We start from the raw sequence: 13,203 nt of genomic DNA, 5'->3' as shown, positions 1-13,203 counted from the left end.
TCCTACTTGGACGGAGCGGATTCGAAGACGCGGCGCAGTTCCTCGGGGGCCGCGCGCAGCGTGCGCTTGCCGAGGACGGCGAGGATCACCAAGGTGATCACGAAGGGCAGGGCGTCGAGGGCGAACTGGTTGAGCGCGTACCCTCTGGCCTGCAACGCGGGAGCCAGCGCGAGCGCCGCCCCGAAGAGGTACGACCCCGCCATGACCCAGATCGGCCGCCACGCGGCGAAGATCACCAGGGCGACGGCGATGAACCCCCGGCCCGCCGTCATCCCCTCGAACCAGGCGTGCGCGTACGCCGTGGACAACTGCGCGCCGCCGATCCCGGCCAGCGCGCCTCCCGCGACCACCGCCCTGCCCCTGATCAGGCCGGGCCGGTAGCCGTGGACGTGCAGCACGTCGGCGCGTTCCCCCGCCGTACGGAGCAGGAGGCCGCCCTTGGTGTTGCGCAGCCACCACCACAGCGCGGGGGCGGCGACGAAGGACAGGTAGGTGACCGGGTCGTGCCGAAACAACACCTCGCCGATGACCGGGATATCGGCCAGCAGCGGCACGTTGACGGGGGCGAAGCCGGGGGCGGCCTTCCCGACGTACGTGGCGCCGTACAGGCTGGTCAGGCCGAGGCCGAGGAACATCAGCGTCAGGCCGGTGGCGAACTGGTCGGCGCGCCGCCAAATGACCAGCAGGGCGTGCACGAGGGCGAGCAGGCCGCCCACCACCGCTCCGGCCAGCAGCCCGAGCCAGGGGCTCCCGGTTTCTGCGGCCGTGGCGTAGCCACCGAGGGCCCCGATGAGCATGCAGCCCTCGGTGCCGAGGTTGACCACTCCCGCGCGCTCGGACACCGTCTCCCCGAGTGCGCCGAACATGATCGCGGTGCCACCGCGTACGCCTCCGGCGAGCACGTCAACGAAGAGCATCGGTCCTCTTTCCTGTTCCCTTCGAGGCCCAGCCGAGCACTGCGAGCAGCACCAGGCCCATCAGGACGTTCACGGTGGCGGCGGGCAGGCCGCTGTCGAGCTGGAGGCTGTCTCCGCCGATGCTGATCACGGCCAGCAGCACCGCCCCGCCGACGGCCGGGAGCGGCTTGTGCCTGGCCAGCCACGCGGCCAGGAAGGCGATGTAGCCGATGTTCGCGGTCAGGCCGGGACGGAGCTTGAACTCCACTCCGGCCAGTTGCATCACGCCCGCCAGCCCGGCGAGGGCACCGCCGAGCAGCATCGCGGTGAGCAGCAGCCGTTTCACCGGCAGTCCCGCCCGCCGCGCCGCCTCGGGGTTGCCTCCTGTGACGCCGAGGCGGAACCCGAACGCGGTGCCGCGCAGCACCAGCCAGACCAGGACCGCCGCGACCAGCGCGATCACGAGGCCCATGTGCACTGCCGTGGTCCCGATCAGCGGCAGCCTCGCCGCGACGGCCAGTGGCCGGGTCGCCGGCTGGCCTGAGCCGTTCGGGTCCTTCCATGGCTCGTAGATCAGGTAGAGCATCACGTCGAGCGCGACATAGTTGAGCAGCAGGGTGGTGACGGCCTCGTTCACGCCGACGGTGAGCCGCATCGCCGCCGCGATCCCGGCCCAGAGCGCGCCGCCCGCGGCGCCGGCCACGAGCATCGCGACCAGGGCCACCGGCCCCATCGAGTCGAACGCCAGCCCCACGCCCGCCGCGCACACCGCCCCGATGATCACCTGTCCTTCGCCGCCGACGTTGGCGAGACCGGTCCGCGCGGGCAGCACCACGGCCATCGCCGCGAGGATCAGCGGCGTGGCTTTGATCGCGATCTGCTCGATGCTGGCCGAGGTGAAGATCGAGGCGACCATGTCGCCGAGTGCGGCGATCGGGTCGGCTCCTTTGACCAGCAGCAACGCGCTGAAGATCACGACGGCGCCGACCAGGGCGCCGGCCCACCTGCGTACTCCGTCAAGGAGGTCGGCGGAGCGTCGCGAGGGGACCTTGACGGGTTCTGCAGGGGTGAGGGTCGTCGTCATCGGGCCCCACCCAGCATCAGGCGGCCGATCTCCTGGCGGTCGGCGTTCTTGGCGGAGACGATTCCGGCGATCTCGCCGTTGTGCATGACCGCGATACGGTCGCTGATGGCGATCAGCTCGTCCAGGTCCTCGGAGACGACCAGGACCCCCGCCCCCGCGTTGCGCCGTTCGAGCAGCAGCTCCTGGGTGCGGCGGGTGGTGGCGACGTCGAGCCCCCTGCTCGGGTAGGCGGCCACCACGAGCACGGTGTCCTCCCTGCCGAGCGCCCGGGTGAGCATCACCCGCTGGATGTTGCCGCCCGACAGCTCGGCCACCCGCCGGTGCCCGGCCGCCATGCGCAGCTCGACCCGCTCGCCGAGCTCGTCGCTCGACGCGCCGACCCGCCGCCAGTCCACGTTCAGCATGCGCCGGGGGATCTCCGCGAGGCCGAGCGCCATGTGTTCCACGACGCTCAGCCCCGGCACCACCGCGTCGGCCACCGGATCCTCCGGCACCTCCGCCACCCCGGCGGCCAGCGCCTGCCGGGGGCCGGTCAACGGGGTTCCCGCCGCCGTCACCGTTCCCGAGGAGACGGGCCGCAGCCCGCAGGCGACCTCGCACAGCTCCCGCTGTCCGCTGCCCGCCACCCCGGCTACCCCGACCAGCTCGCCGGGCATCACGTCGAGATCCACGTTCTTCAGCCGCAGCACCCCGCTCTCGCCGTACGCGCTGGCGCCCGACAGGTGCAGCGCCGCGGGCCCCGCGTCCTGCGGCGGCGCGGGACGGTCCGCGGGCAGCGGCGGCACGGCCCTGCCGACCATCGCCTCGACCAGCTCGGCGTCGTCGTACGCCGCCGGATCGGCGCCGTTGAGCACGACCTTGCCGCCGCGCAGCACGGTCACGCGGTCGGCGATCGCGCGCACCTCGTTCAGCTTGTGGGTGACGATCACGACGCCGTAGCCGGTGTCGCGCAGCCGCCCGACCACCTCGAACAGCGCGGCGACCTCCTGCGGCGCGAGGACGCTTGTCGGCTCGTCCAGGATCACGACCCGTGATCCCGTCATCAGGACCTTGAGGATCTCGGCGCGCTGCCGCTCGCCGATGGACAGATGGGAGATCCTGGCCCGGGGATCGACCGCCAGTCCGTGCTCGGCGGCGGCCTCGGTGATTCTCTTGGAGAGCCGGTCCAGCTTCGGCCTGCCCGGCAGGGCGAGCGCGATGTTCTCCGCGACCGTAAGGGCGGGGACCAGGCGGAGGTCCTGGAAGACCATGCCGATGCCCAGCGAACGGGCCTGCGCAGGGCTGGTCATGCGTACCTTCGCGCCGTCTACGGAAACCTCGCCGGAGTCGGGGCGGTGCACGCCGTACACGAGCTTGAGCAGGGTGCTCTTGCCCGCGCCGTTCTCACCGACGAGGGCGTGCACCTCACCGGCCCGTACGTCGAAGTCGACCGCGTCGTTGGCGAGCACCTCGCCGAACCTGCGGGTCAGCCCGCGCACGGCGAGCAGAGGAATGTCGGTGATATCAGTAGGACTGGCTTCGGTCAGGGTCATGGCGCCTGCCTCGATTGAGGGCCATCTGAGTAATCGCGTGGGCGGCCCGCCGCTCCACGACGTCCATGGACTCCCCCACGTGGCGATGCATCGCGGTCAGAGCCTCGGCGAGCCGGCCTGCCAGGACCTCCTCGGCTATCTCCAGATGCTGGAGGATCGTCAGGGTGATGCGATCCGCGGTGAGGAAGTCGTACATGCGTACGGCCCGGATCCGCGAGTTTACGGAGGCCAGGGTGTTCGTCAGCGTCGCGTTCCCCGAGGCGCGGCTCATCGTGATGTGGAAGTCCTCGTCCATCAGTACGAACTGCGGGTCCGGCTCCGGCTGGTCGTCACGCAGCGCCCGCCACTGATCCCGGAGCGGCTCCAGTACGGCCACGTCGTGCCCGCGCACGTTGGCGTCCAGGGCGCGGCTGATCCCGCGCATCTCCAGGGTGATCCGCAGCTCGTACAGATCTCTGAGGTCGGATAGGTCGGGCTGGGCGACGTAGTAACCGCCGTCGTCACCCCGCTCGACAAGCCCATCGGCGAGCAGCCGCACCAGCGCCTCGCGCACCGGGGTCCGCGAAACCCCGAGCAACCCGGCGACCCGCTCCTCCACCAGGCGGGTCCTGCTGCCGAACTCGCCCACCATGAGCCTGCGCCGCAACTCGCCGTACACCTGGTCGCGCCGCAGTTTGATCGGTGTATTCGAGTCTGTATACAGCCCCGTATCCATGGCTCAGAAGCTAGAAAGCCCAGATTTCCCGACAAGTAGGCCGCAGTTAATTCACCGTTGCCAGATCATCACCCCACACCGGTGCACCCGGTGCGGGCCGGAACCGCACTAACAGCGCTCGTCCCGTCCGCGGCGGAATACCACGGGCGTCGAGAATGCCCGACGCCAGTCACTGCATCAGCCAAGGTGACGAAGCCGAGCCGAGTAATGACACCCTTCAGCCTGAGCGCATCCCTGTTCCGTCGTGGCGGGGCCGAACCAGGTTCGGGGCTGCGCAGGTCACCGAGGCCGGTGGCCCTTCCTCTTACGGCTGGCTGGTATGGCCCGGCGACCGGAACCATTCTGTGCGGGTTTTTGTGCCTGCCGATGTGCCGGTTTCTCCGCAGGGGAGGCAGGGGTACGGCCCCGCGAGCTGTTCACTGTCCGGCCGCGGACGATGCCGATGAAATCTTCCACCAGGTCAGTGGTCGCGTCCGTGGGCCAGGTCAGCGCGACCTGAGACCGCGGCGCGTCCAGCACCGGCCGGTAAGTGAGATCCCTGCGGTGGTGGAGGCGTGCCAGCGACTGCGGAACCAGGAGGATCCCAGCGCCGGCCGCTACCAGCTCGACCGCGTCCGCCGTTGTAGCCGGGCGAGTGAACGCGGGCAGCCCGGGCCGGACCGTCCACTCGATGGTGTCGTCCAGAGGATGGAGCACCTCGTCGTCGATAAGGTCGGCGATGGCCACCTCGTCGTCGGCGGCCACCGCATGGTCCTTAGGCACCACGACCACCGTGGTCTCCACGTAGAGAGGAATCACGCTGAGCCCGTCCCGGTCGACCGGCAGCCTGACGAATCCGGCGTCGGCGCCGCCATTCCGCAGGAGTCCCACCACCTCGGCGGCAGGAACCGCGACCAGGCTGACCGGCACGCCGGGCATCCTCTCGGTCCAGACGTTGACCCATTTCGCGGGTGTCACCCCGGGCACGTACGCCAGCCGAAACACCTTGCCGGTCTCTCCATCAGTCACTTCTTCAGGGTAGCGATGTCAGGGGAACCCGTTCCGACTGACTACTCTTGGCGCCATGACCTCGCCCAAACCGAAGACCATCCAGACGATGAAGCCCGCGACCGCGGCCAAGAAGCTGGGTGTCCTCCTCTCGGCCACTCCCGTCGAGTTCCAGGAGGGTGTCGTCTCGAGGGACGAGCTGAACGAGTTGCAGTCGACGCCACCCGCCTGGCTCGCTGACCTGCGTCGCAATGGCCCGCACCCCAAGCAGGTCATCGCCGCGAAGCTCAGGGTCTCCGTTTCCGGTCTGATCAGAGGTGGGATCACCGGACCGCTCACCACCGCTGAGATCGATGCGCTGAAAGCGGAGAACCCGGCGTGGCTGGAGCGAGAGCGGTCCATCCAGGCCGAGGCCCGCAAAGAAGCACTCCGCCTCAAGCAACGCTAGACAGCTGAGATCCTGCCGTCTCCGACCCCAGACGCGCTGGTCCCTGCGTCAAGAAGCACGGCGTGGAAGCGGGTGCGGGTGGCGTTCAAGGGCGCCGAGGTGGACGCCATCGCGGCGGCCCCCGGTGGCCGTGCGTGGCTGGCCGCGGGGCCGTACCTTCGCGCTTACAAGGGCGGCAAGTGGCGCGCCGCCGCCCTGCCGCGCCGCCCGGACGGCAGGCCGCGCGTGTGCGCCCTGACCGCGGTGCCGGGCAAGGACCGGGTGTGGGTGTACGCGAGCGTGGGCGGCGACGTGGAGGGCGAGAACCTGATCTACGAGTTCTCGTAGACGACACGCCACCGAGATCGAGCGCCCGGCGCAGCTCGCCGGACCGGTCCGCGGTCGAACGTCACGGCGAGCAGTTCCTCAGCCATGGCGGGAAGCGACTCCGACGCCGCCTCAGTCCCGGTCGCGAACAGCTCGGACACGGCTTCAGCTCTCAGGGCCGAGGCCGGCGAAGGCGGCGGCGATGAGGCCTTCCACGAAGGCGGCGTCGGGCGGGTCGCCGATGATCAGGAAGCGATAGTAGAGCGGCCCGTAGAGCTGGGCGATGACCAGGTCGGCCGGGATCGCCGTAGCCAACTGGCCCTCTTGCTGGGCCTGCACGATGCGGTGCTTGGCGGCGGCGTAAATCGGACCTATCAGCCGCTCGGCCATGAGCTTGGCCATGTCGGGCTGCTGCTGCGCCTCGCCGATCAGCGCCGCGTATTGGGGTCCGAGATCGGGGTCGGCCATGAGCGCGGCGACGGCCGTCATCTGGTTCCGCAGGTCGGTGACGATGTCGCCCGTGTCCAGAAACGGCGAACGCGCCTGTGCCTGGGGAAGCAGCGCGTCGAGCAGCACCGCCCCCTTCGAGGGCCACCATCGGTAGATGGTCTGCTTGCCCACGCCCGCACGCGCGGCGATGCCTTCGATGCTCAGGCCGGCGTAGCCGACCTCGGAGGCCAGTTCCCAGGCCGCCCGCAGGACGGCGTCGTGGGACTGCTGGCTGCGGCGAGCCGGATTCGGCGAAGGCGTCGGCATCCGCCAAGGTTACCGCCAAACGAGACGATTCGGTTCGTCTTGACGCGATCGCGGGCCTGTGGCACTCTTCTAACGAGACGGACCGGTTCGCCTCGTTAGCGCCACCCTGCACGAAGCCCGTCGAGCGCTTTGGTTTTCCGCGCCACCTCGCGAAGCCTCGCACCCAAGTAAGACAAGGACCCAACATGCGCCAGATCAGCACGTCCATCGAGGTCAAGGCCCCGCCCGAGGCGGTGTGGATGGTCCTCACCGATCTCGACCGCTACCAGGAGTGGAACCCGTTCATCCAGAAGGCCTCCGGCCGCCTCGCCGAAGGAGCGACCCTGGAACTCCTCATGTGTCCCGCGCAGGGCAAGGCGCGGACCTTCCACCCTCGCGTCCTCACCGTCGATCCGGGGCGGCGTCTTCGCTGGATCGGGCGGTTCATCATGCCGGGCGTCTTCGACGGCGCCCATGAGTTCATCCTGGAGCCCACTGTCGAAGGCGCGCGCGTCGTGCAGCGGGAGGACTTCTCCGGGATCCTCGTCCCGTTCGTCGGCAAGATAATCGACAACACCGAGCGGGATTTCACCGCGTTGAACCAGGCGCTGAAGCTCCGAGCCGAGAGCTGAGCGCGTCCCCCCGAGGGCCGGACCCCATCGCCGGCCCTCGGTGCCGTGAGACAAGTCGCATACCCGTTTGCAGCCATGTAATCGACTACATGCCGGTTCTGCCGGCCCGGCGGTCGCGCCGATGAGCGGGGGCGAGATCGTGGCCGCGTCCGCAGTGGGGCAGTCCACTGTCTCGCACCATTTGAAGATCCTGTTTCCCGACCGCCGGCGACGCGGTCATGGGCAATCCCGTTCCGGCCGCGCCTCAGCTCACCGCCTGCTTCACCAGCGCGCTGATCCGCGCCTCCACCTCGGGTGTCACCTCGGTCAGGGCGAATGCGGCCGGCCACATCGTGTCCTTGTCCAGTTTCGCCTGGTCGCTGAACCCGAGTGTCGCGTAGCGTGTCTTGAACTTCTCCGCAGGCTGGAAGTGGCAGACGATCTTGCCGTCCAGCGCGTAGGCGGGCATCCCGTACCAGAGCTTCGGTGCTAGGACCGGAGCGCTGGCCATGATGACGGCATGGACGCGCTCGGCCATGATCCGGTCCGAGTCCTGCATCTCGGCGATCTTCGCGAGCACGTCCCGCGCCGCCTCCGCCGCCTTGTCCGCGCGCGAGCCGCGTCGCGCTGCCTTCTTCCCATCTTTGGCGTGCTCCTTCATCGCGGCACGCTCCTCGACCGTGAATCCCTCGTACGTGCTGCTTTCGGTGCTGCTCATGGCGGAACTTCCCCCTTGAAGATCTTGATGTTCGGAGTTCATGGTCCTCGGGTCGGTGTCACCGGGCCGTGGTTGGCCCTGCCCGACCGCGAGCTCATGCGCGACGCGGGAGATTCGAGTCCATCGGCGGCTCATTGGGTTGCCCCCCGAATCGGGGGCGCCGTACGGCGGCTGCCCTGTCGGTTTCCCTGGATGACCTCGGCACCACTGGCCCGTACCTGCGTGATGATGGTGTTGAGGTCGGCCCATTGCCTGCCTCAGACGGATGCGGTCTCCCACACGAACCCGTCCGGGTCGGTGAAGGGCCCGGCATCGCTGCCGATCACGAGCCGGTGCGATCCAATGCCCTCCCGGGAGACGCCGGTGTCCTTGGCGAGGGCGCGGTGCGGGTAGAGCGCCAGCGTGACGGCCGACGACGGGGTGTCGAACTCGACGTACTTGCCGCCGAAGCTCTTGGCCACGGCCAGGCCGCGCTCGACGTAGAACCGCTTGCTCGCCTTGACGTCCGCCACTCCCAGCAGGAGCGCGACCTGGTCGATGCGCCGGGCGGCAGGGCCGGTGTCCTTCTTCTTCGAGGTCGCGACCTTGCAGATCGTCCCGTCCGGGGCGCATACGACGCCGCCGTAGCCCCAGAACCCCTTCGTGGCGGGCTTCAGCGCCGTGGCGCCGGCGTCGAGGGCGGCGCCGATGAAGGCGTCGACGTTGCCCGGCTGGGACACCACGAGTGACAGCGCGAACCCACGGAAGCCGGTCGTCGGCGCATCCGAGGCGCGTACGTTCACGTAAGAGCCCAGACCGAAGGCGTTGTAGAAGGCGTCCGCGGCCGTGGGGTTGGGAACTTCCAGGGTGACGGATTCGAAGGAGGTCATGGCAGGTCCTTTGAGCGAGGTGGGTTTGTCGGCGGCCGCTACGCGGCGGGTATGGCAGGGGCAGGTCGGCGCTCACCGGTCCTGGATCAGCCCGAGGACGTTGCCGTCGGGGTCGGTGACGGTGGCGACCAGGCGGCCGCCACCGACCTCGTGCGCGGCCTCCTTCACGGTGGCCCCCGCGGCGGTCACCTCGGCCAGCTTCGCCTCGATGTCCGGTACGTGCCAGTAGGCCACCGGTGAGGTCATGCCCTGCGGTCCACCGCCCGGCACCAGTCCGATGTGCTGGCCCTCGGCCTCGAAGCCGACGTAGTAGGTCGAGTCGGTCTGCGGCGGGATACCGAGCAGGGCCTCATACACCGCCTTGGCCTTTGCCAGGTTGGACACGGGGTGTAGCACGGTCTTGATTCCCTGGGTGGAAGAGCCGGTCATGGTCACTCCTGTAGTCGTGGGTCACATCGACCCGCTGTTTGCGTATTCACAGCTTTTCTTCCGGTCTGGCCGGTCCGCATCCGTGGTGACCACGGAACCGCCCACGGATCGACGGCACGGATCGCGGACGGTGGCCATTGCGGATGGGGGTGCGGAGGGGGTGCGGCAAACTGGGACAGTGGTGACAGGAGTGGAGATCTCACCTCGGGAGGCCGAGGTGCTGGAACTGGTCGGGGCCCATCTCAGCAACGCCGAGATCGCGGCACGGCTGTGCATCTCGGTGCGTACCGTGGAGAGTCACGTCTCCTCGCTGCTGCGCAAGCTGGAGGTGCCGGATCGGCGGGCGCTCGCCCAGCGTGCGCCCGAGCCGGCCGGCTCCGGCCCGTTTCACCCGGCACCGGTTCTGCCGGCCCCGCTGACCTCGTTCATCGGCCGGGTGAGCGAGCGGACCGAGCTGACCGAGATGATCAAGGCACACCGCCAGGTGACCGCGGTTGGTCCCGGCGGAGTGGGCAAGACCCGGCTCGCATTGGCGGTGGCTGCCGAAGTAGCCGGCGCGTACGCCGACGGGGTGTGGTTCGCCGACCTGGTTCCGGTCACCGATCCGGGCATGATCGCGACTACGGTCGCCGGGGCGCTCGGCCTCGGTGAGCAGCCCGGCCGCGACATGACCGAGTCCGTGGTCGCTGCGCTGGCCGACCGTCATGCGTTGCTGGTGCTGGACAACTGCGAGCAAGTGGTGGACGGGGTGGCGCTGTTTCTTGAGCGGCTGCTGGTGACGTGCTCTCGGGTGACGGTGCTGGCGACCAGCCGGGCCCGGCTGATGGTGCCGTTCGAACGGGTGTATCCGGTCCCGCCGCTGTCGCTGCCCGTTGATGGTGAGTCAGACGCGGTCGCGTTGTTCATGGAGCGGGCGGCGGCGGTGGGCCGGTCGCTGGATCCTGCACTGTGCGACCAGATCGCCTCGATCTGTGAGCGGCTGGATGGGATGGCGCTGGCGATCGAGCTGGCCGCTGCCCGGTATCCCACGCTCGGGCTGGACGGCATCACCGCCGCCCTGTTCCACCCGCTGCGGATGCTGACCGGCGGCTCCCGTGCCGATGAGCGACACCGTTCGGTGCGGGGGGCGCTGGACTGGAGCCATGCTTTGCTGGAGCCGGCCGACCGGGCGCTGCTTCGCCAGGTGTCGGTGTTCGTGGCGCCGTTCACCACCGTGGCAGCGGCGGAGGTAGCCGGGGGCGAGGAAGGCATTGTCGCCGAGGGACTGGCCCGGCTGGCCGAACAGAGCCTGCTAGTGGTGACGGCGTCCCCCGGCAGGACCGAGTACCGGGCATTGGAGACCATCCGCCAGTACGGGATGGAGCGGTTGTCCGAGGCCGGTGAGCTGGTCGACACTCGATCCCGCCACGTTCGCTGGTGCCTGGCCAAGGCCGCCGAGCTGGCGGTGGCACGGGAGGACTGGCGGGCTCGGTTCGACTCGGTGGCGGACGACCTGCGCGCCGCCCTGGCGTGGGCGGCCGACCGGCCGGAACAGCGCACGGACGCGTACCGCCTCGCCCGTTCCCTGGCGGAGCTGACCTTCACCCGTCACCTGATCGGCGAGTCCCAGGGGCGCTATGAGCAGGCCGCCGCGCTTGCCGACGACCCCGCCGTCTCCGCGTCGATGCTCCGGCAGGCCGCGGCCGTGGCCGGCTGCCGGATGCATGGTGATGACATGTCCCGCCTGCACCGCGCGGCCGCGGACGCCGCCCGCCGGTCCGGCGACACCGCCGGCACCGCCTGTGACCTGGCGACCGCCGCCGCCAACGCCTACAGGTTCTCCAGCAAGTTCGTACGGAAGCTGCCACAGGAAGAGGCGATCGCGCTCATGGCCCAGGCGCGGGAGCTGGCCGGCGACGACCCGGCCGCCCAGGCAGCGGTGGCGCTGGCCGAGGCCGGGCGGGCGCTCACCGACGCGATCGGTGCCGCACAGGGCCTGTACGACACCGCGGTCCCGGTGACGATCGCGCGCGCCGAACGAGCGGTCGAACTCGCTCACCGCACGGGTGACCCGCTCGCCGAGTCCGCCGCACTCGATACGCTCGCCGGCGCCCAGAGCTGGGCCGGTGACACGTTCGCCGCCGCCGACACGGCTCGGCGCCGGATCACGTTGCTCTCGTCCACACCGGATACCCCGGCCGGTACCCACGAGCTGATCGAGGCGCTTGGTGAGGCCACCGAGGCCAGCCTCGGCGCGGGGGACCTGCCGGCTGCCCGCCGGTGGGCACGGCAACTCGCGGATCATCCGTTGCTGGCGGAGGTCGGCCATCGTGCCACGGGCTGGCTACTTGTGGCCGACGCGTTGGCGGGCAACGTAGAGGAGATACTCGCCGGCAGCGTTCGGTTCCTCGACGCGTGGCAGCGGGCCGGCGGCCCCGCCAGGTCCATCCTCGGTCCGCCGGCGGCCGCAGTGGCGACGATCCACGGTCTACGCGACGACCACGACGCGCGGCGTGACTGGAGCGCGGTGCTGATTCAGCTTGACTCCTCACCGGGGAATACCTACGGCTATGGGGCGGTCTTCGATGCGATGCTTCTGCTCCACCGTGGGCAGGCACCGGAGGCGCTGGAGCGGATGGCGCCTGAGCCCGCCGAGGTGTGGCAGTGGGTCACCTGGATCTGGCTTCACTGGTATGTGGCGCTGCGCGCCGAGGCCGCCGTGCTCGCCGGGAGCCCCGACGCTCGCGACCGTGTGGCCGAGGCCCGGACCATCGTGGCCGGCAACCCGGTCGCCGGTGCCATCGTGGAGCGAGCCGAAGCCCTGCTCGATGGCGACCAGGAGGCGTTGCTCGCCACGGCAGATGCCTTTGACGCCGCCGGCTGCCGCTACCAGTCCGCACGGACGCTGGTGCTCGCCGGCGGCGACCATGCCGAGCGCGGCGCGGCCGCGCTCGCCGACCTCGGCCTCGCCCCGATGGCCCCTGCTCCGACACCGATGTGACCTAACAGCGATAGTCGCTGAACAGCGGCACCATCGCCCGCATCCTCGGCGACTTGCAGAACTACCTGCACTTTTGCTGCTGACCACCTCAGGCGCTGGCGGTGTGCTCAACCGGCTGCCGCGGACTGGCGAGCCGGTGACGAGCCTCTTGCACGTTCAGCTGGGTGCCGCAAGGGACAGAGCGAAGCTGATCCGCGTGCTCGAAGCACAGTGAAGGGCCCATGGCGCGGCTCTCGGCGTCCGGCTAATCCACGGCCTCAACCCGGACCAAGAAGCAAACGACGTCGGCGAGCAACCACCCTCGACTTTCAGCCCAAAACGGGCTCTCCCGCGGGGAGATCGGGGACTAATCCGATGCTCTACCCGGCGTGTCCAACCCCCGCGGGGCGGGGCTGCCACTGGCGCTAGAAATCCCAGCAGCTCTCGCGAGCAAGGGTGAGTGACCAACCGAGTGACAACCGCCACGAACAGCAGGGGACGCCAGCGAGCTCTGCTCGTCGGGGACCGGTCCCGGGAAGTCCCCCTCCAGCAGTTTCTCCACCCGCTGCTTCTCGCGGGTTCGTTCGCGTACCAGGCTGCGCCGATACCGGGTCAGGTCGCGGAGCTGGCGGATCGGCTTGGGGTGCACCAGGCTGGGCCGGCACATGCCGCGTTCGACGACCTTGGCCAGCCAGACTGCATCGAGTTTGTCGGTTTGGGTCGTCCGGGGACGTTCTTGACGTGCTTGGCGTTCAGCAGCCAGCAGGTGAATCCCTCGGCTTCTAGCAGGTAGTAGACGGGCTTCCAATAGTCCGACGTCGCTTCCATGGCGACCAGGGTGACGCTCTGGCAGCGCAGCCAGTCGGCCAAGGCGAGCAGGGACGCGTGCCATCCGGCCGTAGAGGTCGGTGACC

The 13,203-nt window shown here is 69.6% G+C and carries 13 protein-coding genes and 1 pseudogene; 4 read left to right on the top strand and 10 right to left on the bottom strand.

All coding sequences use genetic code 11. The features are described 5' to 3' along the window. Positions 1-2 precede the first annotated feature (2 nt). The 5 genes from MYF83_RS30810 to MYF83_RS30790 all read right to left on the bottom strand — a co-directional run bounded on the left by MYF83_RS30810 (position 3) and on the right by MYF83_RS30790 (position 5,211). Positions 3-917: an ABC transporter permease gene (locus MYF83_RS30810; RefSeq protein ID WP_248964258.1), complete on the bottom strand. Its 915-nt coding sequence runs from the start codon at positions 915-917 to the stop codon at positions 3-5. Beyond that, a complete protein-coding gene (locus MYF83_RS30805) occupies positions 904-1,980 on the bottom strand; it encodes an ABC transporter permease (protein ID WP_248964257.1) in 1,077 nt (358 codons plus the stop codon). Before MYF83_RS30805 ends, MYF83_RS30810 begins: the two co-directional genes overlap by 14 nt. Further along, entirely contained in the window at positions 1,977-3,512 is a 1,536-nt protein-coding gene (locus MYF83_RS30800; RefSeq protein ID WP_248964256.1) for an ABC transporter ATP-binding protein, read from the bottom strand. Before MYF83_RS30800 ends, MYF83_RS30805 begins: the two co-directional genes overlap by 4 nt. Beyond that, entirely contained in the window at positions 3,484-4,227 is a 744-nt protein-coding gene (locus MYF83_RS30795) for a GntR family transcriptional regulator (RefSeq protein ID WP_248964255.1), read from the bottom strand. Before MYF83_RS30795 ends, MYF83_RS30800 begins: the two co-directional genes overlap by 29 nt. Positions 4,228-4,506: 279 nt before the next feature. Further along, positions 4,507-5,211 carry a LysR family substrate-binding domain-containing protein gene (locus tag MYF83_RS30790; RefSeq protein WP_248964254.1) on the bottom strand — a complete coding sequence of 235 codons (705 nt, stop codon included), beginning with the start codon at positions 5,209-5,211 and terminating at the stop codon, positions 4,507-4,509. Positions 5,212-5,290: 79 nt separating this feature from the next. Here MYF83_RS30790 and MYF83_RS30785 point away from each other — a divergent pair, with 79 nt between their 5' ends. Together MYF83_RS30785 and MYF83_RS30780 are read left to right on the top strand one after the other, a co-directional pair. Then, positions 5,291-5,662: a DUF5997 family protein gene (locus MYF83_RS30785; RefSeq protein WP_248964253.1), complete on the top strand. Its 372-nt coding sequence runs from the start codon at positions 5,291-5,293 to the stop codon at positions 5,660-5,662. Between the two features lie 78 nt (positions 5,663-5,740). Further along, positions 5,741-5,989 (top strand): hypothetical protein, encoded by a 249-nt coding sequence (locus MYF83_RS30780; protein ID WP_248964252.1) that lies wholly within the window; start codon positions 5,741-5,743, stop codon positions 5,987-5,989. 144 nt (positions 5,990-6,133) lie between these two features. On the opposite strand, the gene MYF83_RS30775 is transcribed toward MYF83_RS30780, so the two are convergent. After that, entirely contained in the window at positions 6,134-6,724 is a 591-nt protein-coding gene (locus MYF83_RS30775; RefSeq protein ID WP_248964251.1) for a TetR/AcrR family transcriptional regulator, read from the bottom strand. A 185-nt stretch (positions 6,725-6,909) separates the two neighbouring features. Between MYF83_RS30775 and MYF83_RS30770 the strand changes: the two genes are divergently transcribed. Then, entirely contained in the window at positions 6,910-7,335 is a 426-nt protein-coding gene (locus MYF83_RS30770; protein ID WP_248964250.1) for an SRPBCC domain-containing protein, read from the top strand. A gap of 244 nt (positions 7,336-7,579) precedes the next feature. Here MYF83_RS30770 and MYF83_RS30765 read toward each other — a convergent pair whose 3' ends face one another. The 3 genes from MYF83_RS30765 to MYF83_RS30755 form a co-directional block, all read right to left on the bottom strand. After that, positions 7,580-8,032 (bottom strand): iron chaperone, encoded by a 453-nt coding sequence (locus MYF83_RS30765; protein ID WP_248964249.1) that lies wholly within the window; start codon positions 8,030-8,032, stop codon positions 7,580-7,582. A gap of 257 nt (positions 8,033-8,289) precedes the next feature. Continuing rightward, complete coding sequence (locus MYF83_RS30760) at positions 8,290-8,901, bottom strand: VOC family protein (RefSeq protein WP_248964248.1); 612 nt, start codon at positions 8,899-8,901, stop codon at positions 8,290-8,292. Between the two features lie 72 nt (positions 8,902-8,973). Beyond that, complete coding sequence (locus MYF83_RS30755; RefSeq protein WP_248964247.1) at positions 8,974-9,330, bottom strand: VOC family protein; 357 nt, start codon at positions 9,328-9,330, stop codon at positions 8,974-8,976. 190 nt (positions 9,331-9,520) lie between these two features. Between MYF83_RS30755 and MYF83_RS30750 the strand changes: the two genes are divergently transcribed. Next, a complete protein-coding gene (locus tag MYF83_RS30750) occupies positions 9,521-12,310 on the top strand; it encodes an ATP-binding protein (protein WP_248964246.1) in 2,790 nt (929 codons plus the stop codon). Between the two features lie 346 nt (positions 12,311-12,656). Here the strand turns inward: MYF83_RS30750 and MYF83_RS44505 are convergent. Beyond that, positions 12,657-13,168, bottom strand: a pseudogene (locus tag MYF83_RS44505) (IS110 family transposase). Between the last annotated feature and the right edge of the window lie 35 nt (positions 13,169-13,203).

Source organism: Sphaerisporangium perillae, assembly GCF_023276435.1.
In the GTDB taxonomy this organism is placed as follows: Bacteria; Actinomycetota; Actinomycetes; order Streptosporangiales; family Streptosporangiaceae; genus Sphaerisporangium; species Sphaerisporangium perillae.
This window is presented reverse-complemented; position numbering and strand designations above follow the sequence as displayed.

Excerpts from the sequence above, each read along its gene's own strand:
- MYF83_RS30805 (WP_248964257.1), bottom strand. The coding sequence starts at position 1,980 with ATGACGACGACCCTCACCCCTGCAGAACCCGTCAAGGTCCCCTCGCGA.
- MYF83_RS30785 (WP_248964253.1), top strand. The coding sequence starts at position 5,291 with ATGACCTCGCCCAAACCGAAGACCATCCAGACGATGAAGCCCGCGACC.
- MYF83_RS30795 (WP_248964255.1), bottom strand. The coding sequence starts at position 4,227 with ATGGATACGGGGCTGTATACAGACTCGAATACACCGATCAAACTGCGG.
- MYF83_RS30760 (WP_248964248.1), bottom strand. The coding sequence starts at position 8,901 with ATGACCTCCTTCGAATCCGTCACCCTGGAAGTTCCCAACCCCACGGCC.
- MYF83_RS30800 (WP_248964256.1), bottom strand. The coding sequence starts at position 3,512 with ATGACCCTGACCGAAGCCAGTCCTACTGATATCACCGACATTCCTCTG.
- MYF83_RS30765 (WP_248964249.1), bottom strand. The coding sequence starts at position 8,032 with ATGAGCAGCACCGAAAGCAGCACGTACGAGGGATTCACGGTCGAGGAG.
- MYF83_RS30810 (WP_248964258.1), bottom strand. The coding sequence starts at position 917 with ATGCTCTTCGTTGACGTGCTCGCCGGAGGCGTACGCGGTGGCACCGCG.
- MYF83_RS30770 (WP_248964250.1), top strand. The coding sequence starts at position 6,910 with ATGCGCCAGATCAGCACGTCCATCGAGGTCAAGGCCCCGCCCGAGGCG.
- MYF83_RS30755 (WP_248964247.1), bottom strand. The coding sequence starts at position 9,330 with ATGACCGGCTCTTCCACCCAGGGAATCAAGACCGTGCTACACCCCGTG.
- MYF83_RS30775 (WP_248964251.1), bottom strand. The coding sequence starts at position 6,724 with ATGCCGACGCCTTCGCCGAATCCGGCTCGCCGCAGCCAGCAGTCCCAC.